The 23,368-nt window shown below is 73.2% G+C and carries 21 protein-coding genes and 3 pseudogenes; 6 read left to right on the top strand and 18 right to left on the bottom strand.

All coding sequences use genetic code 11. The annotated features are described in order from the left end of the window. Positions 1-36 precede the first annotated feature (36 nt). From ABZ990_RS17885 to ABZ990_RS17870, 4 genes are all read right to left on the bottom strand, one after another. Positions 37-2,145: an AAA family ATPase gene (locus tag ABZ990_RS17885; protein ID WP_361231901.1), complete on the bottom strand. Its 2,109-nt coding sequence runs from the start codon at positions 2,143-2,145 to the stop codon at positions 37-39. Positions 2,146-2,247: 102 nt separating this feature from the next. Then, the gene (locus ABZ990_RS17880; RefSeq protein WP_361231899.1) at positions 2,248-2,922 is read right to left on the bottom strand and encodes a TetR family transcriptional regulator; all 675 of its coding nucleotides are present in this window, start codon (positions 2,920-2,922) and stop codon (positions 2,248-2,250) included. A gap of 118 nt (positions 2,923-3,040) precedes the next feature. Further along, positions 3,041-4,291, bottom strand: a complete 1,251-nt coding sequence (locus ABZ990_RS17875) for a GNAT family N-acetyltransferase (protein ID WP_361231897.1) — start codon at positions 4,289-4,291, stop codon at positions 3,041-3,043. A 131-nt stretch (positions 4,292-4,422) separates the two neighbouring features. After that, complete coding sequence (locus ABZ990_RS17870; RefSeq protein ID WP_361231895.1) at positions 4,423-5,100, bottom strand: ABC transporter substrate-binding protein; 678 nt, start codon at positions 5,098-5,100, stop codon at positions 4,423-4,425. 266 nt (positions 5,101-5,366) lie between these two features. Here ABZ990_RS17870 and dtd point away from each other — a divergent pair, with 266 nt between their 5' ends. Beyond that, a complete protein-coding gene (gene dtd / locus ABZ990_RS17865; RefSeq protein WP_361231893.1) occupies positions 5,367-5,792 on the top strand; it encodes a D-aminoacyl-tRNA deacylase in 426 nt (141 codons plus the stop codon). 437 nt (positions 5,793-6,229) lie between these two features. After that, positions 6,230-6,631 (top strand): hypothetical protein, encoded by a 402-nt coding sequence (locus ABZ990_RS17860; protein ID WP_361231891.1) that lies wholly within the window; start codon positions 6,230-6,232, stop codon positions 6,629-6,631. Between the two features lie 128 nt (positions 6,632-6,759). Here ABZ990_RS17860 and ABZ990_RS17855 read toward each other — a convergent pair whose 3' ends face one another. The 6 genes from ABZ990_RS17855 to ABZ990_RS17830 all read right to left on the bottom strand — a co-directional run bounded on the left by ABZ990_RS17855 (position 6,760) and on the right by ABZ990_RS17830 (position 12,332). Next, positions 6,760-7,731, bottom strand: coding sequence for a folate-binding protein (locus ABZ990_RS17855; protein WP_361231890.1), 972 nt, complete (start codon positions 7,729-7,731; stop codon positions 6,760-6,762). A gap of 122 nt (positions 7,732-7,853) precedes the next feature. After that, entirely contained in the window at positions 7,854-8,327 is a 474-nt protein-coding gene (locus ABZ990_RS17850) for a transcriptional repressor (protein WP_361231888.1), read from the bottom strand. A gap of 196 nt (positions 8,328-8,523) precedes the next feature. Continuing rightward, positions 8,524-9,096 (bottom strand): FABP family protein, encoded by a 573-nt coding sequence (locus ABZ990_RS17845; protein ID WP_361231886.1) that lies wholly within the window; start codon positions 9,094-9,096, stop codon positions 8,524-8,526. Between the two features lie 448 nt (positions 9,097-9,544). Then, positions 9,545-10,486: a hypothetical protein gene (locus ABZ990_RS17840; protein WP_361231884.1), complete on the bottom strand. Its 942-nt coding sequence runs from the start codon at positions 10,484-10,486 to the stop codon at positions 9,545-9,547. Continuing rightward, positions 10,483-11,424: a hypothetical protein gene (locus ABZ990_RS17835; RefSeq protein ID WP_361231882.1), complete on the bottom strand. Its 942-nt coding sequence runs from the start codon at positions 11,422-11,424 to the stop codon at positions 10,483-10,485. The genes ABZ990_RS17840 and ABZ990_RS17835 overlap by 4 nt, the downstream gene beginning before the upstream one ends. Continuing rightward, a complete protein-coding gene (locus ABZ990_RS17830; RefSeq protein WP_361231880.1) occupies positions 11,421-12,332 on the bottom strand; it encodes a hypothetical protein in 912 nt (303 codons plus the stop codon). The genes ABZ990_RS17835 and ABZ990_RS17830 overlap by 4 nt, the downstream gene beginning before the upstream one ends. Positions 12,333-12,437: 105 nt before the next feature. Here ABZ990_RS17830 and ABZ990_RS17825 point away from each other — a divergent pair, with 105 nt between their 5' ends. Beyond that, entirely contained in the window at positions 12,438-12,800 is a 363-nt protein-coding gene (locus ABZ990_RS17825) for a DsrE family protein (RefSeq protein WP_361231878.1), read from the top strand. Positions 12,801-12,818: 18 nt separating this feature from the next. On the opposite strand, the gene ABZ990_RS17820 is transcribed toward ABZ990_RS17825, so the two are convergent. The 8 genes and pseudogenes from ABZ990_RS17820 to ABZ990_RS17785 all read right to left on the bottom strand — a co-directional run bounded on the left by ABZ990_RS17820 (position 12,819) and on the right by ABZ990_RS17785 (position 20,360). After that, positions 12,819-14,201 carry an MFS transporter gene (locus ABZ990_RS17820; RefSeq protein WP_361231876.1) on the bottom strand — a complete coding sequence of 461 codons (1,383 nt, stop codon included), beginning with the start codon at positions 14,199-14,201 and terminating at the stop codon, positions 12,819-12,821. 330 nt (positions 14,202-14,531) lie between these two features. Next, positions 14,532-14,777, bottom strand: a pseudogene (locus tag ABZ990_RS17815) (DUF3099 domain-containing protein); the annotation flags it as partial. Positions 14,778-14,919: 142 nt separating this feature from the next. Then, positions 14,920-15,207, bottom strand: a complete 288-nt coding sequence (locus ABZ990_RS17810) for a DUF1416 domain-containing protein (protein ID WP_361231874.1) — start codon at positions 15,205-15,207, stop codon at positions 14,920-14,922. Between the two features lie 121 nt (positions 15,208-15,328). After that, positions 15,329-16,174: a sulfurtransferase gene (locus ABZ990_RS17805; protein WP_361231872.1), complete on the bottom strand. Its 846-nt coding sequence runs from the start codon at positions 16,172-16,174 to the stop codon at positions 15,329-15,331. Positions 16,175-16,898: 724 nt separating this feature from the next. Further along, entirely contained in the window at positions 16,899-17,597 is a 699-nt protein-coding gene (locus ABZ990_RS17800; RefSeq protein WP_361231870.1) for a DUF2993 domain-containing protein, read from the bottom strand. 118 nt (positions 17,598-17,715) lie between these two features. Further along, positions 17,716-19,083, bottom strand: a complete 1,368-nt coding sequence (locus tag ABZ990_RS17795) for a hypothetical protein (protein ID WP_361231868.1) — start codon at positions 19,081-19,083, stop codon at positions 17,716-17,718. An 11-nt stretch (positions 19,084-19,094) separates the two neighbouring features. Then, on the bottom strand, positions 19,095-19,349 hold the full coding sequence (locus ABZ990_RS17790; protein WP_361231866.1) for a MoaD/ThiS family protein: 255 nt from the start codon (positions 19,347-19,349) through the stop codon (positions 19,095-19,097). 45 nt (positions 19,350-19,394) lie between these two features. Further along, positions 19,395-20,360, bottom strand: coding sequence for an alpha/beta fold hydrolase (locus ABZ990_RS17785; protein ID WP_361231864.1), 966 nt, complete (start codon positions 20,358-20,360; stop codon positions 19,395-19,397). 369 nt (positions 20,361-20,729) lie between these two features. On the opposite strand from ABZ990_RS17785, the pseudogene ABZ990_RS17780 reads away from it, so the two are divergent. From ABZ990_RS17780 to ABZ990_RS17770, 3 genes and pseudogenes are all read left to right on the top strand, one after another. Next, positions 20,730-21,410 (top strand): annotated as a pseudogene (locus ABZ990_RS17780) (response regulator transcription factor); the annotation flags it as partial. A 483-nt stretch (positions 21,411-21,893) separates the two neighbouring features. Beyond that, positions 21,894-22,916: a LacI family DNA-binding transcriptional regulator gene (locus tag ABZ990_RS17775; protein ID WP_361231862.1), complete on the top strand. Its 1,023-nt coding sequence runs from the start codon at positions 21,894-21,896 to the stop codon at positions 22,914-22,916. A 201-nt stretch (positions 22,917-23,117) separates the two neighbouring features. Further along, positions 23,118-23,368, top strand: a pseudogene (locus ABZ990_RS17770) (hypothetical protein); the annotation flags it as partial.

The raw sequence follows: 23,368 nt of genomic DNA, 5'->3' as shown, positions 1-23,368 counted from the left end.
TTCTCGCCGGTCCCCACCGGTCCTCACCGGTGCTCGTCAGTCCTCGCCGGTCCTCACCAGCGCCGCCGGCAGCGGGCGCGCGTGGACCAGGTCCAGGCGGGAGACCGCGCGGGTGAGGGCCACGTACAGGCGGTGCGGGCCGCGTTGTTCGGCGGCCACGATGGCGGCGGGCTCGGCCACCACGACGTGGTCGTACTCCAGGCCCTTGGCGAGCGAGGCCGGGACCACCGTGACCCGGTCGGCCGGGAAGCCGTACTCCCGCAGCGGGCCGACGGCCGCGTCCGCCGCGATGACGCCGATCGAGCCCTCCTCGGCGAGCGCCGCCCGGACCGCCTCGGCCACGCCCGCCGGGACATCGTCCACCGGCCGTACGGTCACCTCGCCGCCCGCGCGCAGTGAACGCCCCGCCCAGTCGGCCGCGCCCAGTTCCGGCAGCAGCCGGTTGGCAAGGTCGACGACGGCGGCCGGGACGCGGTAGCCGGTGGTGAGGGGCACGATCGTCGCGTCCGGCTTGCCGAGGTGGGCGAGCTGGGACGGCCAGTCGCGGGCGGCCCATGGGGTGGTGCCCTGGGCGAGGTCGCCGAGGACGGTCAGGGAGCCGAACCCGGCCCGGCGCGCGATGGCCCGGCACTCCATGGGCGACAGGTCCTGGGCCTCGTCGACGACGAGGTGCGCGTAGCCCTCGGGGCGTTCGATCAGACCGGCGAGTTCGTCGAGGAGGACGAGGTCGGCGGCGGTCCAGCGGGCGCTCCGGTACGAGCGCGGGGGCCTGGTCCAGCGGATCGCGGCGCGTTCGGCGGGCGTGAGCCCGGCCCGTACCCCCGCTTCCGGGGCAACCGGGGCAACCGAATCCGCCGAATCCTCCTGCTCCGCCGGGGGCTCGGTCAGGACCTCGGCGAGGACCTCCTCCGGGGTGACCTTGGGCCAGCAGGCGTCCAGGCAGGCCGTCACCGGCCGGGCCCGCTCGATCCGGCGCGTCCAGGCGGCGCCGAGCGCCCCGGCCCGGCGTTCGGCGCGCAGTTGGAGGGCGCGGACGACGCGGGCGCGGACCCGTTCGCGCCCGGTGGCGTAGGGCGGGGCCTCCTCCCGTACCGCCGCGACGATCCCGGCCAGCTCGTGGGCGGGGACCCGCCATTGGTACGAGCCGTCCGGCACCACCAGGTCCTCGGCCCCGGCCGACGCCTGGTCCACGCGCGCGTAGAGCGCCCGGCGCAGCACCTCCGCCATCCGTATGTCGTGTTTGACGAGGGCCGCCGCCTCGTCGTCCTCGGCGCGCACCTCGTGCCGGGCGATCTCGTCGTGGACGGTGGACTGGCGTACGCCGGTCTCGCCGAGCGCGGGCAGCACCTCGGCGATGTAGGAGAGGAAGGTGCGGTTCGGGCCGAGCACGAGGAGGCCGGAACGCCGCAGCCGCTGCGGATGCGTGTAGAGCAGATACGCGGCGCGGTGCAGACCGACGGCGGTCTTGCCGGTGCCGGGGGCGCCCTGGACGCAGATCGAGGTGGCGGGGCCGGAGCGGACCAGGTCGTCCTGTTCGGGCTGGAGGGTCGCGGCGATGTCACGCATCGGGCCGACGCGGGGCCGCTCGATCTCCCCGGCGAGGATCGCGCTCGGCGCGCCCGGTGTGGCTGGTGCGCCCGGTGCGCCCGGTGTGTCGGCACCTGCCCGCTCCCCCAGGTGCCCGTCCCCCAGGTACTCGTCCTCCAGCGCCGTCAGATCCTCCGACGCCCCGAGGCTGCCCGGCGCCCAGCCGAACCGCCGCCGCCGTACGACGCCCTGCGGGTCCTTCGCCCCGGCCTGGTAGTACGCGCGGCAGACCGGCGCCCGCCAGTCGACGACCAGCGGCGGCGCGGCCGGGTGCTCGGCGACCCGGCGGCGGCCGATGTGGTGGATCTGGCCGTCCGTACGGTCGAGGCGGCCGAAGAAGAGCGGTCCGGGCGGCATCTCGCGGAACACCTTGGCGCGGCTGCGCAGGTGGTAGCCGAGGGCCTCGGCGTCGGCGCCGGAGGCGGCGGTGTCCTCGCCGGTGACGACCTGCTCCTCGACGCCCTCGATCATCCGGGCGAGGGCGGCGCGGCAGGCGTCGTGGTGGTCGCGTTCCTCGTCGAGGTCGGGCCGGAGCGGGTCGTGACGGAGCGGCTGCATGCCGCCAGGGTCCCTCGGGACCCCACAGAAATGCAACTCGGTTAACTTTTTTACTTGGTCAGCGTAGGTCGAGCCTCGCGTGGTCCGTACAACCGACACAGGTCAGTACGGCAGACCCTCCGCCAGCTCCCGGAACGCCTCCCGTGTCGCCGTCACCGCCCCCGGCAGCACCGTGTCGACCGGCTCCCCCGCCGTGATGCGCCGGATGTTGTCGTCCGCCAGGACCCGGAGCACCACCACGATCTGCGCCGCCGCGAGCCGCGCCCGCAACGGAACTCCATCCGGACCCCCGGTCGGAACCCCGGCCGCGCGACCCCCGCCCGCCCCTCCGGTCCCGTCCGCCCCTTCGAGCGCGGCGGCGAGCACCCCCTCCGAGCGCGCCTGGAACGCCTGCATCCGCGCCACCAGCGACGGCGTCCCGTACAGCAGCCGCAGGAACGCCAGCACCTGCGGCGCGTCGTTCAGCCCGGTCACCGGGTCGCGCCGCTCCAGGCCCGCGAGGACGTGGTCGCGCAGGGCCGCGAGCGGCGGCACCCCGGCCTCCCGGGCGGCGGCCACCACCCGGGCCGGCTCGCCCTCGTGATCGGCGAACCGGTGCAGGACCAGGTCCTCCTTCGCCGGGAAGTAGCGGAACAGCGTCGGCTTCGACACCTCGGCCGCCGCCGCGACCTCCGCGACCGACACCGCGTCGAACCCCTTCTCCAGGAAGAGCGCGATGGCCACCTCCGAGAGCGTCTGCCGCGTCCGCTCCTTCTTCCGCTCCCGCAGTCCGCTCATCTCCCGGAACCCTCCACCCGTCGCCACCACCGTCGTCCTCTGCCGATTCTGCCGATTCTGCCGAATCCGTCGAATCCGTCGAATCCGCTGAATCCGCTGAATCCGCTGAATCCGTCGATCAGAAGACGTCCATGCTCCACGGTCGGCGCGAGGTCCGCAGCAGCAGGTCCGCCCGTGCCGCCGCGCCGGCCGTCGCCTCCTCGATCCGGCCGAGCGCCGCGAGCCGCACCGCCGACTCGTCGCCGAGCGCCAGGGTGGCCAGTTCCGCCACGTCCAGGACCAGGTCGGGGGCGGACGACACCGGCGTGCACGTCCCGCCCTCCGGGGAGGCGTCGAGCCGGAAACGTCCGCCCGCGAACCCGGCCGCGTCCTTCACGTCCAGGACCAGCGTGCCCTCGGTCGCGTACGTACGCGGTTCGAAGACCTTCGGCACGTCCAGGATGCGCAGCCACAGCATGTCGGCGTGGGTGAGGACGCGCGCGGCGCGCGGGTCGGGGAGCAGCAGCGGCACGAGGTCGTCGGGGGCGCGGTAGCCGGTACGGACCTGGGTGATCCAGTCGATCGAGCAGACGTACCGCCACAGGGCGCGCTCGGCGGCCGGGGTGACGGCGATCAGCTCGCGTACGCGCAGGGTGTTCTGCGGCTGCTTACCGTCGTTCCACTTGTCGTCGGCGAGGTACGCGACATAGCCCTCGGCCTCGCCGGAGTCGCCTCGGTAGACGGCGTAGAAGGGCTCGGTCCACGGCTCCACCGGATACACGTTGCCGGTGGCCATGTCCCAGCCGCGCGGGGTACGGCCGGTGATTCCGGCGCGGCTCGCGGCGAGCCGGCGGTGCAGCGCGGGGCCCTCCTTGCGGATCTGGGCGCCGTCGGCCAGTTCGATCCGGCCGCCGCCCTCCTCGGCGGTGGGGCCGGACCAACGGCGGTCGAAACCGGCGCGGGTGACGTCGATCGTCCACTCGGTGAGCCAGCTCGCCGGGCCGAAGCCGAACCGGCCGTAGATCGGGTACTCGGCGGCGACCAGCGTCGCGCACGCGTCGCCGCGCTCCTTCGCCGCCGCCAGGTCGCCGGCCAGCATCCGGCTCAGCAGGCCGCGCCGGCGGTGGGTCGGGGAGACGGTGACGCCGCTGACCGCGTTCGCGGCGAGGTCGGCGCCGCCGACCGTGCTCAGCGTCTGGTCGAAGGAGCGGTACGTGGCGACCATCCGGCCCTGGTCGAAGGCCGCGAACGTACGGGACAGGTCATGGTGCGGGAGCCGGTCGGCGACCTCCTCCTCGGACACCACCGGCTGGACGAGGAAACCGACCCTTCTGACCCGCAGCCATTCGGGGAACTCGGACTCGTCGACAGCACGCACTTCAAGGTTCATTGCACGAGGCTAGAAAACGGCGCCCGCCACCCGCACCCGAGTTTCGGCAGGCCGGGTGCCCCTCGTCCCACGGCTTCACGGCTTCACGGACTCACGGACTCACGGACTCACGGCCTCACGGCCTCACGGCCTCACGCCAGCAGGTCGTCGACCTGCGCCTCGCCCTCCCGGTAGCGGCGGGCGATCTCCCCGCCGCAGTCGTCGGCGGTCCGCTGGAGCTGGTGCCGGCGCCGCGACACCTGCTGCTCACAGCCCGCGAGCCGGGCCATCGCGGTGTGCAGTTCCTCGTCCGTACGGGCCGACAGGTCCGACAGCTCGACCTCCGACAACGTCTCGGCCGCCAGCCGCCGGTACTCCTCGCCGCGCGGGGTCGAAAGGGTCACGTGCCGCGCCGAACGGGCCGCCACCCCCGGCCCGAGCGGGGTGTCCGCCAGGATCTCGGAGAGCCGGTCGACCACCGGGGTCTCGGGGGCGCAGCGCCGGGCCAGTTCGGCCCGCAGGATGTCGATCCGGCCCTGGAGCATCCGCCGTACGTAGCTCAGGTCGGCCTCGTCGCGCTGTGCGTCACGGCGCAACGCCCGCAGCTCGGGCAGCCGCAGCGTGCCGAGGTCCAGGTGCGGCTGATCGGAGGGCTGGCCGGAAGGCTGATCGGAGAGACCGGGCAACCCTGGAAGGCCGGGCAGGCCCGGCAGCTCGGCCAGACCCGGCAGATCGGGCTCGGCGGTCCGCTGTACGGGTGGCCGCGCGACGGCGCCGGCCGTCCTCCCGTCCGTGGTGACCCCGCCGGCGGCGACTCCACCGGCCGTCATTCCACCCGTGGTGACTCCACCGGCTGTCATTCCACCGGTCGTCGTTCCACCGGTCGTGGCGCCGCGGGTACGGGCCAGCGGTACGGAACCGGACGGCGTGGGCCCGTTGCCAGATGCACTCATGAGAATCGTCCCCTCGACCGGTGCGGGCGAAAACGCACCGTCTGACAGGCATGGTGCCACTGGAGCACCGGCCGACGCAGGCGGTCTGCACCCGTTCGGCCCTGCCGGTGTCGGCCGGGCGACGGGTCGGTAGGTTGGTCCGTATGCGAGCGGTGGTGCAGAGAGTCGACGGCGCGAGTGTCGTCGTCGCAGGGGAGACCGTCGGCGAGATCGTCGGCGAGGGGCTGTGCGTGCTGGTCGGGGTGACCCACGACGACACGCCGGAGAAGGCCGCGCAATTGGCCAGAAAGCTCTGGTCCGTACGGGTGCTGGACGACGAGAAATCCTGCTCCGACGTCAACGCTCCGCTGTTGGTCATCTCCCAGTTCACCCTCTACGGCGACGCTCGCAAGGGCCGCCGCCCCACCTGGCACGCCGCCGCCCCCGGCCCGGTCGCCGAACCCCTCGTCGACGAGGTCGTCGCCCGGCTGCGCGATCTGGGCGCTCACGTGGAGACCGGCCGCTTCGGCGCGGACATGCGCGTATCCCTCACCAACCAGGGCCCGTTCACGGTGCTGCTGGAGGTGTAGTGCCCCTCCCGGCAAGCTTCGCCCTGTCGCGGCACTAGCCGCCGGCCGCTCCTCACTCCCCGGGGCGAGACGGCTCCCCCGGGCGAGAGCGAAGCGTGCCGGGGCCGGGGCCCGCGAACCAGGATTTCCGCCGCGTGCTGTCCGAAGCGTTCACACCGTGCCCCGCCCTTCCTCCGCGATGCCTTGGCCGCCGAGCTGAGCATGTGCCCTGCCCCCGGCGGAAGGATCTCTTCCCCTCTCGCGCCCACGGCAGACACGCGACCGCTTCGCGAGTCCCGCATCCCGGCTCCGGGCAGGCGGTGGACCGACGAGCGTCACTCGTACGGCGGAGCCCGCGCCGCCGCTGTCCGTCGGCGGCCCGGTTGCCGGGGCGAGGGGTCTCCTGAAGATGGGAGGCAGGGGTCCGGGGGATCGACGGGCGAGCCAGAGGAGATGCCGTGAGACAGAAGGTGCTGCGGACCGTCGCGGCGGCGAGCGGTGTCGCCGCCGTGCTGACGCTCGGGGCGTGCGGGAATTCGAACCCGGCCCCCGCCACGAGCCCCTCGCCCACCGCGACCGCCACGGCGACCGCGACCGGTGGGGTGCCGCTGTATCCCGGCGCCACGGAGACCCGTCACACCGGCTCGACCACCCTGCTGAGCACCGACGACTCGGTGAAGCAGGTCGGCACCTTCTACGCGGACGCGCTGAGCCGGGACGGCTGGAAGACCGTCTCCAAGTACGTGGGCGACTTCAGCGCCAACATCGTGGCCCGGCGCGGGCACGACGGGGTGACCGTGCAGGTCAACCCGATGGGCTCGCACACCTCGATCTCGATCTCGACGTACCCGACCGGCTGACCCCGTCGGAACGCGGCCGCAGGCGGCCGACCCCGGCCGACCGCCCGCGAAAGCGCGTCTGTCGGGCCCGCCGCAGAGCCGGACCTACCGCCCGGTCGCCCCGGCCGACCCGGGGCACCCTCACCCGCCTACGGCTCGACGATCGTCTCCTGCGCCGCGGCCGTCGTCCCCGCGATCAGTTCGGCGTCCACCGGCACGTTGCGCTTCACCAGCGCCAGTGCGATCGGGCCCAGCTCGTGGTGGCGCGCCGAGGTCGTGACGAAGCCCAGCTGGCGGCCCTCGGGGCCGTCCGCCGCGAGGCGGATCGGGTCGCCGTGGGCGGGGAGGTGGACCTCGCTGCCGTCCAGGTGCAGGAAGACCAGGCGGCGCGGCGGCTTGCCCAGGTTGTGCACCCGGGCGACCGTCTCCTGGCCCCGGTAGCAGCCCTTCTGAAGGTGGACGGCGCTGCCGATCAGGCCGAGCTCGTGCGGGATGGTCCGGTGGTCGGTCTCGAAGCCGAGCCGCGGCCGGTGGCCCTCCACCCGCAGCGCCTCGTACGCGAGGATGCCGGCGGCCGGGCCGTGGGCCGCCGCGAAGTCCGTCAGGTCCGCGCGCGGCAGGAACAGATCGCGGCCGTGCGCCGTCTCCCGTACGACCACGCCCTCGGGCACGGCGGTGATCGAGCCGGCCGGGAGGTGGACGACGGCGAAGTCGTCGGTACGGTCGGCGACCTCGACCCGGTAGAAGAACTTCATCGACTCCAGGTACGCGACCAGCGCCTCGCGCGTCCCGGGCTCCACGTGCGCCCAGACCGTCTCGCCATCGTCGACGAGGTACAGGGCGTGCTCGATGTGCCCGTTCGCGGAAAGGATCAGCGCGTCGGTGGCCTGGCCCGCCGGGAGTCCGCTGACGTGCTGGGTGAGCAGCAGGTGCAGCCAGCTCAGCCGGTCGTCGCCGGTGACGGTGACGACCCCGTGGTGCGACAGATCGACGAAACCGGCGCCGTCGGCGAGGGTCCGCTGCTCGCGGAACAGGTCACCGTAGTGCGCGGCGACACCTTCGTCGCGGCCTTCGGCGGGAACGGCGCCGGGCAGGGACAGCAGAGGGCTCTTCGTGGACATGGGAAAAGCCTACGACGACGGGCGACGGGAAACCGGAGGCCCTGGGCCCGACGGCCTGCGGCCCGGGGGTTCGCGGCCCGGCAGTTCGCGGTCTGGCGGCTCGCGGCCCGGCGGCCCGGGGCTCAGCCCGCGGTCTGGCCGGCCTGCGGCTCGGCCTGCTGCCCGGCGGCGTCGGCCGCCCGCTTCGAGCAGTCCCGGCACTGGCCGAAGATCGCGAAGTGCTTCATGTCGGTCTCGAAGCCGAAGGTCTCCCGGAGCTTCCCGGTGAACTCGGCGGCGACCTCCACGTCCGCCTCGATGACCCCCGAGCAGTCCCGGCAGACCAGGTGCAGATGGTGGTGCCGGTCGGCGAGGTGGTACGTGGGCGCCCCGTGCCCCAGATGGGCGTGGCTGACGAGGCCCAGCTCCTCCAGCAGCTCCAGCGTCCGGTAGACGGTGGAGATGTTCACGCCGGAGGCCGTCTTGCGGACCTCGCAGAGGATGTCGTCGGGCGTCGCGTGTTCGAGCGCGTCGACGGCCTCCAGGACAAGCTGGCGCTGAGGCGTCAGGCGGTAGCCGCGCTGCCGAAGGTCGCTCTTCCAGTCGATGCTCACCACGCCCCCCAGTGTAGGAGGGCGTGGTGGGCGTCGAACCGCTGTATGGGTGGGGTGACCTGAAGAAGGCCCGCGCGAGAGGACCCGCGCGGGAAAGGCATCCCCGACCGGCTCAGGCTCGGCTGGCTCGGGCCGGCTCGGACTCGACCGACTCGGACTCGGCCGGCTCAGGCTCGACTGGCTCGGGCTCGGGCTCGGCCTACTTGAAGAAGGCGATGCCGTCGTCCGGCATGTCCGGGAGGTTGCGGGCCATCTCGGCCACTTCCTCCGGGGTGACGACCTTCTTCAGGTGCGCCGACATGTACGGGCGCAGCGGGACCTCGGGGGTGGCCTTCTCGCCGACCCACATCAGGTCGCTCTTGACGTAGCCGTACAGACGCTTGCCACCGCTGTACGGGCCGGAGGCGGCGGTACGCGCGACGGCGTCGGTCGCGATGTCGATCTGCGGCTTCTGGTCGGCCAGCTCGCCGTACCAGACCTCGACGATGCCCTGGTCGCGGACCATGACGATCTCGACCTGACGGTCCTTGTCGATGCGCCAGTAGCCGCTCTCGCTCTCCAGCGGGCGGATCTGGTTGCCGTCGGCGTCCAGGACCCAGGAGTGCGAGTGGTACTCGAGGAAGTCCCGGCCGTCGTGGCTGAAGGTCACGGACTGGCCGAAGTTGCACTTCTCGGCGCCGGGGAAGTCGGACACACCCGCGCCCTCCCACGTGCCCAGCAGGAACGCGAGGGGGACGAGGGCCGGGTTGAGGTCGGACGGGATCTCGATCATGGGCGGCTCAGGCGATCTGTGTCTGGTCTGGGCGGGGACGGGGTCGGTCGCGGACGGTCACGGGCGCGGCGGGCGCGCCCGAGGGTCAGCGCTGGCCCTGGTACAGCTTCTTCACGGCCAGGAAGGCGAAGCCGGCAACCGCGACGCAGACGAGCGCGAGCAGCGTTTCGAAGAAAACGATCACTTGGTGCTCCTCGATGAGCGTGAAGGCAGTAGGGGCCGGCCCCCAGCTTAGTCGGCGGGGGGCCGGCCCTCTCGGTGAGGTGGGTCGGGTACGGGATAAGTCCGGGATCGCCCCGGGGCGGCGTCCGGGGCCGGCCCCGGCTCGGGTCGGGGGCGGATCCGGGATGGGGTCCAGGATCGGGACCGCCCCTGACCCGCCCCTGGCCGCCCCTGAGCACCATTCAGCACCCTTCCGCGTCCCCGTACGGGATCCCGGAAGGGGTGGTCAGCCCAGGAGCTGGTTCTGCAGGGCCACCGTCTGCCGGAACGGGACGGTCGCGGCGCCGCCCTTCTGGGACTGCACGACCAGACCGAGCGTGTCACCGGCCTGGATGTAGGCCCAGCGGACCTGCTCGGCGCCGTACGGCTCCTCCTCGGCGAGCGCGTAGAGCGCCGTGCCCGGGACCCGGATGTGGGCGGAGATCGAATAGCGCTCGACGGAATCGGCGCCCACCAGCGGCACCGTGCGGTCCGACCCGGCGTCCAGCACGTTGTCCTTGAACGACTCCGAGAAGCCCACGGACTTGAAGCGCAGCAGGTAGACGGCGCTCTTCGTGCCGTCCGGCATGGTCCAGGAACGGACCGCGACGTGCCGCAGCGCGGAGTCCTCGATCGCCTGGCGCAGGTCGTCCCGCTTGCTCTTCTCGTAGAGGGCCACGTAGTCGTCGACGCTCATCCAGGCGCCGTCCCGCTTCGGGTCGACGCGCGCGCCGGCCGGCGCGGGCAGCAACAGCGCGCGCAGGTCCGCGTGGTGGATCTCGCCGAAGTTGTCGGGGTTGAACGGGCGCGGGGAGCCCGCCGGAAGCTGCGGCAGGGTCAGCTTCGGGTAGTCCCAGCGGCCGTCGTTCTCGGTCGCCAGACCGGGCACGTCGGTGCGTTCCATGGACGTGATCGCGGCGGCCGTGCCGGTCGCGAGCCCGCCGCACACGACGACGGCGGCGCTCCACCGCGCGACGGCCGCCAGGACCGGACGCGGCTTGCGGCTCTTGCCGTCGCCGGCCTCCGCCGAGGCCGGAGCAGCCTTAAGGGCCGACTCAGGGGCCGGCTTGGGGGCCAAGGTCCGGGCCCGGGCCCGGGCCGGGGCGACCTCGGGGGCGGCCTCAGGGATGACCTCGGGGGCGACCTCAGGGGTGGCCTCGGGGGCCTGGGGCTGCTGGGTCTCGCTCATATGTACTCCCCCGGGGACTTGAGGTGGTCCAGCTGCTGCTTGACCAGATCGGCGATCTCCGAACGGTCCAGAGATCCGGCGCCCGAGGCATCGACGGTCACGACGTACTCCCCCTCGTACGCGGAGCAGGTCATGCCGTCGATGGGCTCGATGTCCCGGTCCTTGCCCTTGTCCTTCTTCGGCTTCGGCTTCATGAAGCAGGACGCGTTCTTGTAGCCCTCGATCTTCGGGCCCTTGCCCAGGTGCAGGAACGAGGCGAGATCGCGCTGGACCGCGAGCAACTCACGGCCCACCCGCTGGTCCGTCCCCCGCTGGACCCGCACGTTCACCAGCCGGTCGGACTGGTCGGAGACGTACGAGCGGAAAGCGACGCCCTTGATGCCGAGCTTCTCGATCCGCCGGTCGAACTCGCGGCGCCGGCTGCCCGCCAGCCCCTTGCCCGATTCCTTCACCAGGGCGACGGCGTCGTCGCCGGTCAGCTCGCTGTCGTTGCCGTACTGCCCCATGTCGGGGCCGAGCCGGTACCCCCCGGGCACGGGCAGCAGCATCTTGCTCAGCGGCGTCGAGGACCGGCCGCGCCGGGCCTCGGTGGCAGCCGGGTCCTTGCCGGCCTCCGGGAGGTCCGCCCACTCGATCGTGGGCGCGTGCCGGTCGGCCTGCGACACGGTGACCCCGGTGTACGTCGCACCGCCGGCGACGCCGAGCACGAGCACGCCACCGAGGACGTACGGGAAGACGCGGCGGGGCTTGCGCGCGCCCACGGGCGCTTCGGACGCCGCCGTCGCGTCCGCCGTCGCGTTCACGGATCCGGCGGTGCCGTCGGCGGTCGCGGCGGCAGTGGCGTCGGCGGTGGACTCGGGCGTCACGGAGTCCACGGCCTTCTCGGAGTCCACGGGCTTCTCGGGGTTCTCGGGGTTCTCGGGGTTCTCGGGGTTCACAAGCGCTCCAACTGCCGCTCGGCCAGCGAGGCGATCTCCTTCTGGCCGACCTTCTTGGTGTCCGACACGAAGATCTCGACCATCACGTCGCCTCGGTGGAACACCGCGTAGGCCGTGTAGTAGTCGAGAAAGCCCGCCTCGCGGTCCACGGGCAGCAGATACGTCCGGCCCTCGGGGCTGCCCTTGATCAGGCCGACCTCGCTGCCGCCCTCCGTGCCCCGGTAGGAGCGCTGGTCCTCGGCGTGCTGGGCGGCCGGTTCTCCGCTGCCGCTCCGGAACTGGATCAGGTTGATCTTGGTGATCTTGCCCTTGCCGTCGCTCCAGGAGGTGGCGACGACACGACGGATGTCGTCCTCAAGGAGATAGGCGAGGGCCCCGCCCGGATTCTCGTAGTCGCCCGCGTACGAGGCGATGCTCAGCAGGCCGTCCTTGACGAAGAACGGCGCCTTCTCCGCGCCCTTCGGCTTCGGCAGCAGCAGGTCGCGCAGATCGCCCTCGGTCTTCAGGCCGCGGTCCTCGGCCGCGGTCAGCGGCTTCGGCTCCTTCCCCTTCGGGAGCGGCTTGGCCGGGTAGGCGAGAGACGGCTGGTTGAGCGCCGGGAGCGCGGTCGGAGGACGCTGGGCCTGGACGCCGTAACCCACCGCCGTACCGGCGACGATGCCGAGCACGGCGGCGACACCGAGCAGGGCGGCGGTACGGCCGCCACGGCGGCGCGGCGTCGGGACGGGCTCTGCGGCCTCCGGGGACTCCGCGGCTTCCGGAGATTCCGGGGACTCCGAAACCGTCTCGGTCTTCGTCTCGTCCCGCACCTCGGGCGCCACCGCGGACGCCGGGTCCGCCGATGGCGTCGGATCCGGCTCGGACGGAGGTCCGCTCTCGATCGGTTCCGTCACTTCCGTGGTTGTCACGACAGTCCCCCCATGAGACGTGAAGCACGGATTCCGTTATCCGTGCACCCCGCTGACTGGCGAGAGGCGCATAAGGTTGCCTCACTTCGCATTACAGTTCGGTATATGGCGAAGAAGCTCGTGATCAAGGTGACCGCCGGGGCCGACTCCCCCGAACGCTGCTCCCAGGCCTTCACGGTGGCCGCCGTCGCCGTCGCCAGCGGCGTCGAGGTCTCGCTGTGGCTGACCGGGGAGTCCTCGTGGTTCGCGCTGCCCGGGCGCGCGGCGGAGTTCGAACTCCCGCATGCCGCACCGCTGCCGGACCTGCTCGACTCGATCCTGGCGGCGGGCCGCGTGACGCTGTGCACGCAGTGCGCGACCCGCCGCGAGATCACCGAGGACGACGTCCTCGACGGCGTCCGTATCGCGGGCGCCCAGGTCTTCGTCCAGGAGGCGATGGCCGACGAGACGCAGGCGCTCGTCTACTAGACGCGGACCAGGCGCGGACTAGGCGCGTTCGGCAGAACCGCTGGGCGCACCGTCCACCACACCGCCCGCCCCCGTCCCCGGCCGCCCGGCCGGGGACGCCGTCGTGAACGTCGTGGACGTCGCGACGGCGGACAAGACGACCGGAGCCGCGGCGAGGGCGAACAACGCCGGCAGAGGCATATGCCCGATCAGCAGTCCGGCGGCGGCCGTCGACCCCGACGAACCGGCGTTGAACGCGGTGTTGACCCATGCGCCCGCCTTCGTGCGGGCGCCCGGACCGGCGGACTCGTCGGCGATCAGATAGGCCGTCGTGAGGGCAGGGGCCACGAACAGCCCGCCCAGCGCCGCCCCGGCGACGAGCACATAGGGATGTGGCGCGAGACCGGTCGCGGCCACGACGAGCCCGAGCGCCACCGCGAGCGCCGCCAGCCGGCGGCCGATCGGGGCGCGCCACGAGACCGCGCCGTACGCGAGCCCGCCGACCGCGCTGCCCGCGGAGAGCGCGGCCATGATCCAGGGGATCGTGCCAGGGGCGTCGTGCTCCTCGGCGAACGCGATCACCAGAAGGTCCAGCGCCCCGAGCCCGATGCCCAGACCGGCGGTGACGGCGATCGCCTGCCGCAACCCCCGCCCGCCTCCCAGCAGTCCGGACAGGCCGAACCGACTGGACCGGCGGCCCGGCCGGTCGGACGCCGCAGACACGGCAGACGCGGCAGAGGCGGCAGAGGCAGAAGCGTTCCCGTCCGAGCCCTCCGGCGCCCCGGCGGCCTTCCCCCGCCCGCCGGCGACCGGATACGCCCGGACCGCCGGAGACGCGACCAGCGAGAGCGCCCCCACCAGGACGAGGACGGCGCTCACCCCCAGTCCCACCGACGGCACGGTGACCCTCATCAGGACGCCCACCAGCAACGGCCCGGTGACGAAGAGGAGTTCCTCGGCCACCCCGTCCAGGCTGTACGCGCGCTGGAGCAGCGGCCGGTCGGACAGCAGTGTGCTCCACAGCGTCCTCATCACCGGCCCCAGGGGCGGTGTGGTGGCGCCGGCGGCACTGGCCAGGACGGCCAGCAGGAGGCCCGGCGCGCCGGGCCACGCGGTCGCGAAGGCCAGGACGGTGAGCAGCACCGCGTATACGCAGGCCATGGGCGGCAGCACCCGGCGCGGCCCGTGACGGTCGATCAGCCCGGCGCGCGCCGGGGAGAGCAGGACACCGGTCAGCCCGAAGACGGCCATGACGGTGCCCGCCACCGCGTAGGAGCCGGTGGCCGCCTTGACGGCCAGGACCAGGGAGAGCGGGGCCACCCCGTAGGAGAGACGGCCGAGGAGCGCGGCGGCGAAGGTACGGAGGGCATGGGGAGTTCGCAGCACGGCCGCGTACGACGGTGCCACTGAGGGCGAAGACATGGGTGTGTTCCTTGGAAGGGCGCGCCGGCCGCGGAACGGCGGCGCGCACGCGTGCGGGGTCGGCGAAGGACCGCACCCCCAAGGGGTGCAGTGGTAGCCGACTCCTACGCACGGGAAAGGAACATGCGGGCGAAGCTAGCAGAGCGGGGGCCGGGGCGCAGCCCCCGTACTCCCCGTACGGGTCTACTCCTCCCGGTCCTCCCGGTCCTCCCCCTGATCACGGTCCCGGTCGGGGTCCCGTCCCCGCCCCCGGTCCCGCCCCTGATCCCGACCCTGATCCCGACCCCGCCCCCGGCCCTGGTCCCGGCCCTGGTCCCGGCCGGGGCGTGTCCTGCCGTCGAGTTCGTCCCACCACTCGTCGGACTGTTTGTCGCCGGTCGGGTCGTCCCACCAGCGGTCCTCCGGGCCGCGCCGGTTCGCGACCATCGCGGCGACCGGCGGGATGACCATGGCGACCACGCACATGGCCACGGCGGCCGGGACCGAGAAGAGCCGCACGACTGCCCAGGCGCCCACGAAGAGGGCCAGGCAGACGCCCATCATCCAGAAATAGACGCGCCGACGCCGTACGTACACACCTTCAGCGTACGACCGGACATGCCGGAGGGCCGTGCCACGTTCTGGTCGGCGTCCAACCCCCAGAGGCACGGCCCTCCGGCCGTTCACAGTCCGTGACGTCACCGAGGCGAGGTCACGGGTCCGCCCGTCGGCGTCTGCGTCAGACCGCGATGGCGACCTCGGCCAGACCGCCGTGCTGGGCGACGACGGTGCGGTCGGCGGTGCCGCCCGGGACCAGGGCGCGGACGGTCCACGTGCCCTCGGCCGCGTAGAAGCGGAACTGACCGGTGGCGGAGGTCGGGACCTCGGCCGTGAACTCGCCGGTCGCGTCCAGGAGGCGGACGTAACCGGTGACGGGCTGGCCGTCCTTGGTCACGTAACCCTGGATCGTGGTCTCACCGGGCTTGATCGTCGAGGCGTCGGGGCCGCCGGGCTGTGCTCCGCACATGTCGGGAATTCCTTACGGTCGAGGGGGAGGGAGAGGGGAGGGCGGGGGCCGGTACCGGGGCCGGCGCCGGTCGGGTGACCAGGGCCGGAACCGGAACCGGAACCGGAACCGGAACCCGGGACTACTTGCCGGAGCCCAGCTCGATCGGCACGCCCACGAGGGAGCCGTACTCGGTCCACGAGCCGTCGTAGTTCTTGACGTTCTCGACACCGAGCAGCTCGTGCAGGACGAACCAGGTGAGCGCGGAGCGCTCGCCGATACGGCAGTAGGCGATGGTGTCCGTCGCGAGGTCCACGCCCTCGGCGGCGTAGAGGGCGGTCAGCTCCTCGTCCGACTTGAAGGTGCCGTCGTCGTTGGCGTTCTTCGACCACGGGATGTTCTTCGCGCTGGGCACGTGGCCCGGGCGCTGCGACTGCTCCTGCGGGAGGTGCGCCGGGGCGAGCAGCTTGCCGGAGAACTCGTCGGGCGACCGTACGTCGACCAGGTTCTGGCTGCCGATCGCGGCCACGACGTCGTCGCGGAAGGCACGCAGCGAGACGTCCTGCGGCTGCGCCTTGTAGTCGGTGGCCGGACGGTTCGGGACCTCGGAGCCGTCGGCCAGGTCGCGGGCGTCCAGCTCCCACTTCTTGCGGCCGCCGTCGAGCAGCCGGACGTCCTGGTGGCCGTACAGCTTGAAGTACCAGAACGCGTAGGAGGCGAACCAGTTGTTGTTGCCGCCGTAAAGGACGACGGTCGTGTCGTTGGCGATCCCCTTGGCCGAGAGGAGCTTCTCGAAGCCCTCCTGGTCGACGAAGTCGCGGCGCACCGGGTCCTGGAGGTCCTTGGTCCAGTCGATCCGGATCGCGTTCCTGATGTGGTTCTTGTCGTAGACCGACGTGTCCTCGTCCACCTCGACAAGGGCGACCTGGGGGTTGTCGAGGTTGGCCTCGACCCAGTCGGCGTCGACCAGGACGTCGTTGCGAGCCATGCTGTTCTCCTCCGGGGCAGTGTGCGGCGGTGTGGTGCTGGTGGTGCGCGGTGGTGCGGATACGCGTCGGGAGTGCGTGCGTGCGCACGTTCGACGGCGTAGGCGTACGACTGCGCGAAGTGGCCCCGGCATCGACGGGGATGGGGACTCGGGGAACGCGGGGGAAGACCCTCCCGCTCAGATGGACCGACAGAGCATGGCGGCGACGCGGCACAGGTCTACTGCCCGCCGCTTCGTGAGTTCCGCCTGTCGCTCCATGCCCCCGATCGTAGGGACGGCGTCCGGCCGTGTCACCGGCGTGTCGCATTTCGAGACGCGAAAATCCGCTATGTGGGACGGACAAAGGGTGCGGACCCTCTCCGGACCGACGGCGGACCGCCTCCGGGGCCCGTCGTTCTGCGGATCGGATGAACTCGTCTCACCATTCGGGCAATGGGTGTCCGAAAGCCCCTTGAGGCAGGGGCGGGGGCAGAATCCGGGGCGGAATCCGGGCATGGCTCAGGGCCGGATCCGGGCCGTCATCAGGGTTCGGATCCGGGAAGGAAAACGGGACTCAGGGGCAGGGCTCAGGGTCAGGGCTCAGGGCCCGCTCAGGGGGAACGCGGGCACTCAGGGCCCCGGAGGGCACAGGACTCAGGGCCCCCTCAGGGGGACGCGGGGGCGCAGGGCCCCCATGGCACCGGCCCCAGGGCCCCAAGGCCCCGGAGCCGCCGATGCCCGGGGCTCAGAACCCGGTCAGGGCGATGTCCTCGCCCGTCACCATCACCGCGAGGCCCTCGGGCCGGGGCTCGACCTTCGTCACCCGCATGCCCTTCGGCAGGCCCTCGACCCGCCGGTCGAAGTCGGTACGGGCCCGGACCAGCTCCTCCAGTCCCGGCATGCCCTCCCCCGGCACCGAGTCGGCCCGCACCCGGATGGTGTCCCCGCCGACCAGGGTCACCGTGGACGTCACGGTGCGGGTGATCGTCCGGCCGAGGACCCGTACCCCGCCCGTCACCTTCAGCTTGTTCTCGCCGCCGTACCGCACCGTGGCCTTCTCGCCCGAGGCGTCGACCAGGTCCTCGTACCGGATCAGGGCCGTGCCGTCGGCCGTACGGACCCGGTCGATGCTGTAGGCGCCGTCCAGGGTGACATCGCGCAGCGCGACGGTCAGCTCGCCGATGCGCACCGACTGACCGCCTCCGGCGGACGCCTTGAGCCCGGTCAGCTTCAGGTCGACCTCGTCGAAGCGCCGGCCGGCGATCTGGGTCAGGAACGGGAAGCCCTTGATGTCGACCTCCGCCGACTCCGGCCGTGCGCTCGCCGCGGCCCGCACCCGGTCGGCGGCCTCCGACTCCACGTACCCGACCGCCAGCCGGTCCACGCCGACGAAGATTCCGCCGAGCACGACCGCCAGGATCAGCAGCACCCGCAGTGCCCGCATCGTTCGCCCCCACCATCCAAAGAGAAAACCGGCCCTCCGACACAAGATCGACGTGTCGGAGGGCCGGTCGGTTCCCTGGCGGACCGTCCGGCAGTCCGCCGGACGGTCCGCCACGGGGTTACGCGAAGACGCGTCCCAGCAGGTAGACGGCGGGCACGGCGGCGGTGAGCGGGAGCGCGACACCGGCTGTCATATGCACGAACCGCGACGGGTAGTCGTAGCTGGCCGTCCGCAGTCCGATCAGCGCGCACACCCCGGCCCCCAGGCCGATCAGCGCGCCGGGGACGGTGTCCAGGCCGACGAACGAGCCGCCCGCCAGGCCGCCGCCCGCCGCCGCGAGCAGCGCCACGACCACGGAGACCGGGCCGGGCAGCGGGAGCGTGCGGACGAGGACACCGGCGGCGACCGCGAGGGCGCCGACGACCACCGCGTCCGGCTCGGCCCCCAGGTAACCGGTGGCCAGGACCGCGAGGGCGGCGGCCGCGACCGTCGCCATCAGGCCGTACATCCGCTCGTCCGGGTCGGCGTGGCTGCGCAGCTGGAGCACCACCGTCAGCAGCACCCAGACGCCGAGCGTGCCCGTGATCGCGCCGGCCGCGTGCTCCCGGCCCGCGACGAGCAGCGCCGCGTCGGCGACGACACCGCCGAGGAAGGCGAGGGCGATGCCCTGCCGGGCCGGCCACATGCCGTTCAGCCGGAACCAGCCCGCGGCGGTGACCGCCTGGAGCAGGACCAGCGGCACGAGCAGCGCGTACGAGCCGAACGCGGCGCCGCCGGCCAGCAGGACGCCGAGCGCCGCGGTGATCGCGGCCGGGCGCGAGCCGGGCGGGATGATCGGCGACCGGCCCTCGGCGCGGGCGCGCTGGGCGTCGGTGATCCGGGTGTCGCCGGAGGTGGTGGGGCTGGAGTACGCGGGTCCGGCGTCGGGCGCGGCTGCCTCGGCGGCACCGGCGTGCGCGGGCGCGTGAGCCGGTGCTCCGTACGGCGCGGAGGCCTGAGCCTGAGCCTGAGCCGCGTCCGGCGACGGTGCCGGTGCCGGTGCCGGTGCCGGCGGGTACGTCGCCTCCGGCGGCAGCGGATGCCCGCCCGTCACCGGAGCCATGTACGTCGTCGCGGCCGCGTCGGGATCCTGGGAAGCCGTCGAAGCCGTCACCGGCGCCATGTACGCCGTCGCCGCCAGGTCGGGAGCCTGCGGAGCCTGGGGCGCCGGGGCCTGCTGCGGCTGCTGTGCGTACGGCTGGGGCTGCTGCTGGGCCTGCGGCGGCTGGGACTGCTGCGGCGGCTGCTGCGCGTACGGCTGTCCCACCACCGGCTGGTACTGGGTGTCCCAGGTCTGCCCCTCCCACGTCTGGGCGACCTGGGCGTCCCCGTAGGGCCCCTGCGGGGCCTGCGGATACGCGGCCGGACCCTGATGCGGGCCGGGGTTCGGGCCCTGAGGCGATTCCGGGTACCGCGGGTCGTACGGATAGTGCTGATCGCTGCTCATGGTCTTTCGGTTCACCCTCCTGCGAACGGGGGGAGCACCTCGACCGTGCCGCCCTCGGCCAGCCGTACGGTCTCATGCGCGCGGGTCCCCACCGGGTCTCCGTCCACCAGGAACGAACACCTCAGGAGGACCCGCTCCAGCTCGCCGGGGTGCCGCTCGCGGGCGCCGGCCAGCGCCTCGGCGAGCGTGCCGGCCGTGTACGGCTCCTCGGCCACCCCGGCGGCGGCTTTCGCCGCGGCCCAGTAGCGGATGGTCCCCGCTGCCATGACGGCGCTCCCTTCGATCGTCTGCGCGCCGCCCACCATCATGGGCTATGCCCGGACCAGCCAGGCCCCGAGGCGGTCCAGCAGGTCCTCGTCGGCCGCGTTCTCGGCGTGGCCCATGCCGTGCTCCAGCCACAGTTCCGCCGTACCGCCCGACGCGGCCGAAGTGGCCGACCCGCCCGAAGCGCCCGCCTCACCCCTCGCGCCCGACACACCCGACACGCCCGACACGCCGGCCGCCGCCATGAGGCTGCGCGGGTGATCGAGCGGGAAGTACGGGTCGCGGTCGCCGTGCACGACGAGGAGCGGCGTCGGCGCGATCAGCGGCACCGCCTCGACCGGCGACATCGGCACCGGGTCCCACGCCTTGGTGTCGATCCGGGTGTGCAGCCCGTACCGGCCGACGAGCCGGCCGACCGGCCGGGTCACCACCCAGTGCACCCGGCGCATCGACGGCGTCCCCCGGTAGAACCAGCGCGCGGGCGCGCTGACGGCGGCCACCGCGTCCGTCCGCGCGTCCGTCCCGCGCTCCAGCGCGGCGTGCCGCAGCACGACCGAGCCGCCCATGGAGAACCCGACCGTCACCACGCGCGCGTGGCCGAGCCAGCGCGCCCAGCGGACCGCCGCGGCCAGGTCGAGCACCTCGCGGTCGCCGACGGTGCTGACCCCGCCGGAGCCGCCGTGGCCGCGGAAGGAGAAGGAGACCACCGGCGCGTGGGCGCGCAGCACCTGGACGGCGCGCCGCAGCGCGGGCCGGTCGACCGATCCCGTGAACCCGTGCGCGACCACGATGGCGGTGTCGGTGGCGGTATCGGTGGCGGGAACGACGGCGGTATCGGTGACACTGGGAGTGGCCGCTTCGTAAACCGCCTCGATCCGGACACCGTCCTCGGTCCGCAGACCGGTCCGGAGCACACCACGCGGCGGCCCGGCGGGTGTGCGGCCGGAAGGTGTACGGGAAGTGAGCGAGGAAACATCCACCATGTGAAATCGGCCCTCTGCCTCGGAACTCATGTGGGCTATTGTGCTGGCGGAGGATCCGGGCATCGCAGCCCCCGGGTCCTTTTGTGTTTCCGGTCCTTTGTTACAGGCGGATGAACAAACGCTCTCGGGGCGCGAGAGCCATAGGCACCCCTACGTGAGCCACCCCACGGGTACCCCTGAGGGCACCCCCGCGGGCCGGCCCCCGGACCCCTCCGGCGGGCCGCCCCGAGGGCCGTCCCCCAGGGACCATCCCCGAGCCACCCGCAGACGTCCTCGCACGGACCGAGGAGGAACCGACGTCATGGACGAGCGAACCCCCCACGAACGCCGCCGCCGCGCGGCGGCCCCGCCGACGCCTCCGCCGCCTTCCCCCGCGACCCGGGCGGACGGTGGTGCGCGATGAGTTCGCTGCTGCTCCTCACCAACGCCCTCCAGCCCTCCGCCGAGGTGCTGCCCGCCCTCGGGCTGCTGCTGCACACCGTGCGGGTGGCCCCCACCGAGGGCTCGGCCCTCCTGGAGACGCCCGGCGCCGACGCGATCCTCGTCGACGGGCGGCGCGACCTGCCGCAGATCCGCTCGCTGTGCCAGCTGCTGCGCTCCACCGGCCCCGGCTGTCCGCTGATCCTCGTCGTGACGGAGGGCGGGCTCGCGGCCGTCACCGCCGACTGGGGCATCGACGACGTGCTGCTCGACACGGCGGGCCCCGCCGAGGTCGAGGCGCGGCTGCGGCTGGCCGTCGGCCGCCGGCAGCAGGGCACGGACGACTCGCCCATGGAGATCCGCAACGGCGATCTGTCGGTCGACGAGGCCACCTACAGCGCCCGGCTCAAGGGCCGGGTCCTGGATCTGACCTTCAAGGAGTTCGAGCTGCTCAAGTACCTGGCCCAGCACCCGGGCCGGGTCTTCACGCGCGCGCAGCTGCTCCAGGAGGTGTGGGGGTACGACTACTTCGGCGGCACCCGCACGGTCGACGTGCACGTGCGACGGCTGCGGGCGAAGCTCGGGCCCGAGCACGAGTCGCTGATCGGGACCGTCCGCAATGTCGGCTACCGCTTCGTCACGGTCGAGAAGGCCGAGAAGTCCGCGGACCGGGGCACGCGGGGCCCGGAGGGCACGCGGGACACCAGGGACACCAGGGGCGGACGGGACATCCGAGGCAGCCGGGACGGCCGGAACGCGCAGAGCACCATGGACGTACAGGGCACCCGGGACGTACCGGGCACCCGGGACTTCAGCCCGGCGAAGAGCACCCGCGACCGCTGATCGCGGGGGCATCGCCGACCGAGGGGAGACGCCGGGGCCCACCGAGTGCGCCACCGAGTGCGCCACCGGAATCGGCCGCCGGGACGGGCCGCCGGAATGGACCACCGGAATCGGCCGCCGCTCGCCGGGGCACGCCCGGATCCACCCGGATCCACCCGGATCCACCCGGGCCCGGCGGGGTACGCGGGGACCCGACCGCCCGCCCGGGTGACGCCCCGCGGGCCGGCCGCGTGACGGCGCGGTGACCGTGGGGTGACGCGCCCTGCCGGAAGCAAGGTCACCCCGCGTAGACTGCCGCGCGTGGCCAAGGTGACGCGGGACGACGTGGCGCGACTGGCGGGTACTTCCACCGCGGTCGTGAGCTACGTCATCAACAACGGACCCCGGCCGGTCGCCCCGGCCACGCGCGAGCGTGTCCTCGCCGCCATCAACGAACTGGGTTACCGGCCCGACCGGGTGGCACAGGCGATGGCGTCCCGGCGCACCGACCTCATAGGCATGATCGTGCCGGACGCCCGCCAGCCCTTCTTCGCGGAGATGGCGCACGCGGTCGAACAGGCCGCCGCCGCGCGCGGAAAGATGGTCCTGGTCGGCAACTCCGACTACCGGACCGAGCGCGAGATCCACTATCTGCGGGCCTTCCTCGGCATGCGCGTCTCCGGTCTCATCCTGGTCAGCCAGGGCATGAGCGAGCAGGCGGCGAGCGAGATCGAGGCGTGGGACGCCCGGGTCGTGCTGCTGCACGAGCGTCCGGAGGCGATCGACGACGTCGCCGTCGTCACCGACGACATCGGCGGCGCGCAGCTGGCCACCCGTCACCTCCTGGAGCACGGTCACCCGTACGTGGCATGCCTGGGCGGCGTCCCCACCACCCCCTCCATCGGCGACCCGGTCACCGACCACGTCGAGGGCTGGCGGCGGGCCATGGTGGAGTCCGGGCGGTCGACCGAGGGACGTCTCTTCGAGGCCCCGTACAACCGCTACGACGCCTACCAGCTCGCCCTCGACCTGCTGTCCGGCCCCGACCGGCCGCCGGCCATCTTCTGCTCGACGGACGACCAGGCGCTCGGCGTCCTGCGGGCGGCGCGCGAGCTGCGGATCGACGTGCCGGGGGAGCTCGCGGTGGCGGGCTTCGACGACGTCAAGGAGGCGGCCCTCGCCGACCCGCCGCTGACCACGGTCTACTCCGACCGTCCGGCGATGGCCCGGGCGGCGGTGGACCTGGTGCTCGACGACTCGCTGCGGGTGTCGGGGTCGCGGCGCGACCGGGTCCGGCAGTTCCCGTCGGCGCTGATCGTGCGCCGGTCCTGCGGCTGCGGCTGACCCCGCTCGGATCCCCGGCCCGGCCCGGCGCCCCCCGGCCCGGCCCGGCGCCCCCGGGCCGGCCCGGCCCGACCTCGCCCGTTCGCCGACTATCCGGAACCTCCGACTCCACTCCGCCTTTATTTCGGGCATACGGGGTTCTGCCGGGCTTCTCACCGCGTCCTCAGACGGCTCTCATGTACGGCTCCGACAGTCGTAGCCATGACGGACTTCCCGGAGCACCAGCCGCAGCAGCCCCAGCCCCAGCCGTCCTGGCAGTCCTGGCCGCCGAGGACCGGGCGGACCGGGCCCGAGGAGCAGCCGGGCATGTCGGCCACGGCGGCCATGCCGCCCGTACCGCCGATGCCGCCGATGCCCCCGTACGACCCGGCGCCGCCGTACGACCCGGCACCCAGGGGATGGCGCGCAGTCCGTCGAGTCCGGCGCCGGAGTCGGGGCGGCGGGAGGGGCGG

This window comes from Streptomyces sp. NPDC046203 (genome assembly GCF_040646255.1).
Lineage (GTDB): Bacteria > Actinomycetota > Actinomycetes > Streptomycetales > Streptomycetaceae > Streptomyces.
This window is presented reverse-complemented; position numbering and strand designations above follow the sequence as displayed.

What these genes read in the sequence shown, in the direction of transcription:
- ABZ990_RS17885 (WP_361231901.1), bottom strand. Translation starts at nt 2,145, where the DNA reads ATGCAGCCGCTCCGTCACGACCCGCTCCGGCCCGACCTCGACGAGGAA.
- ABZ990_RS17880 (WP_361231899.1), bottom strand. Translation starts at nt 2,922, where the DNA reads ATGAGCGGACTGCGGGAGCGGAAGAAGGAGCGGACGCGGCAGACGCTC.
- ABZ990_RS17875 (WP_361231897.1), bottom strand. Translation starts at nt 4,291, where the DNA reads ATGAACCTTGAAGTGCGTGCTGTCGACGAGTCCGAGTTCCCCGAATGG.
- ABZ990_RS17870 (WP_361231895.1), bottom strand. Translation starts at nt 5,100, where the DNA reads ATGACGGCCGGTGGAGTCGCCGCCGGCGGGGTCACCACGGACGGGAGG.
- dtd (WP_361231893.1), top strand. Translation starts at nt 5,367, where the DNA reads ATGCGAGCGGTGGTGCAGAGAGTCGACGGCGCGAGTGTCGTCGTCGCA.
- ABZ990_RS17855 (WP_361231890.1), bottom strand. Translation starts at nt 7,731, where the DNA reads ATGTCCACGAAGAGCCCTCTGCTGTCCCTGCCCGGCGCCGTTCCCGCC.
- ABZ990_RS17845 (WP_361231886.1), bottom strand. Translation starts at nt 9,096, where the DNA reads ATGATCGAGATCCCGTCCGACCTCAACCCGGCCCTCGTCCCCCTCGCG.
- ABZ990_RS17840 (WP_361231884.1), bottom strand. Translation starts at nt 10,486, where the DNA reads ATGAGCGAGACCCAGCAGCCCCAGGCCCCCGAGGCCACCCCTGAGGTC.
- ABZ990_RS17825 (WP_361231878.1), top strand. Translation starts at nt 12,438, where the DNA reads ATGGCGAAGAAGCTCGTGATCAAGGTGACCGCCGGGGCCGACTCCCCC.
- ABZ990_RS17820 (WP_361231876.1), bottom strand. Translation starts at nt 14,201, where the DNA reads ATGTCTTCGCCCTCAGTGGCACCGTCGTACGCGGCCGTGCTGCGAACT.
- ABZ990_RS17810 (WP_361231874.1), bottom strand. Translation starts at nt 15,207, where the DNA reads ATGTGCGGAGCACAGCCCGGCGGCCCCGACGCCTCGACGATCAAGCCC.
- ABZ990_RS17805 (WP_361231872.1), bottom strand. Translation starts at nt 16,174, where the DNA reads ATGGCTCGCAACGACGTCCTGGTCGACGCCGACTGGGTCGAGGCCAAC.
- ABZ990_RS17800 (WP_361231870.1), bottom strand. Translation starts at nt 17,597, where the DNA reads ATGCGGGCACTGCGGGTGCTGCTGATCCTGGCGGTCGTGCTCGGCGGA.
- ABZ990_RS17795 (WP_361231868.1), bottom strand. Translation starts at nt 19,083, where the DNA reads ATGAGCAGCGATCAGCACTATCCGTACGACCCGCGGTACCCGGAATCG.
- ABZ990_RS17790 (WP_361231866.1), bottom strand. Translation starts at nt 19,349, where the DNA reads ATGGCAGCGGGGACCATCCGCTACTGGGCCGCGGCGAAAGCCGCCGCC.
- ABZ990_RS17785 (WP_361231864.1), bottom strand. Translation starts at nt 20,360, where the DNA reads ATGAGTTCCGAGGCAGAGGGCCGATTTCACATGGTGGATGTTTCCTCG.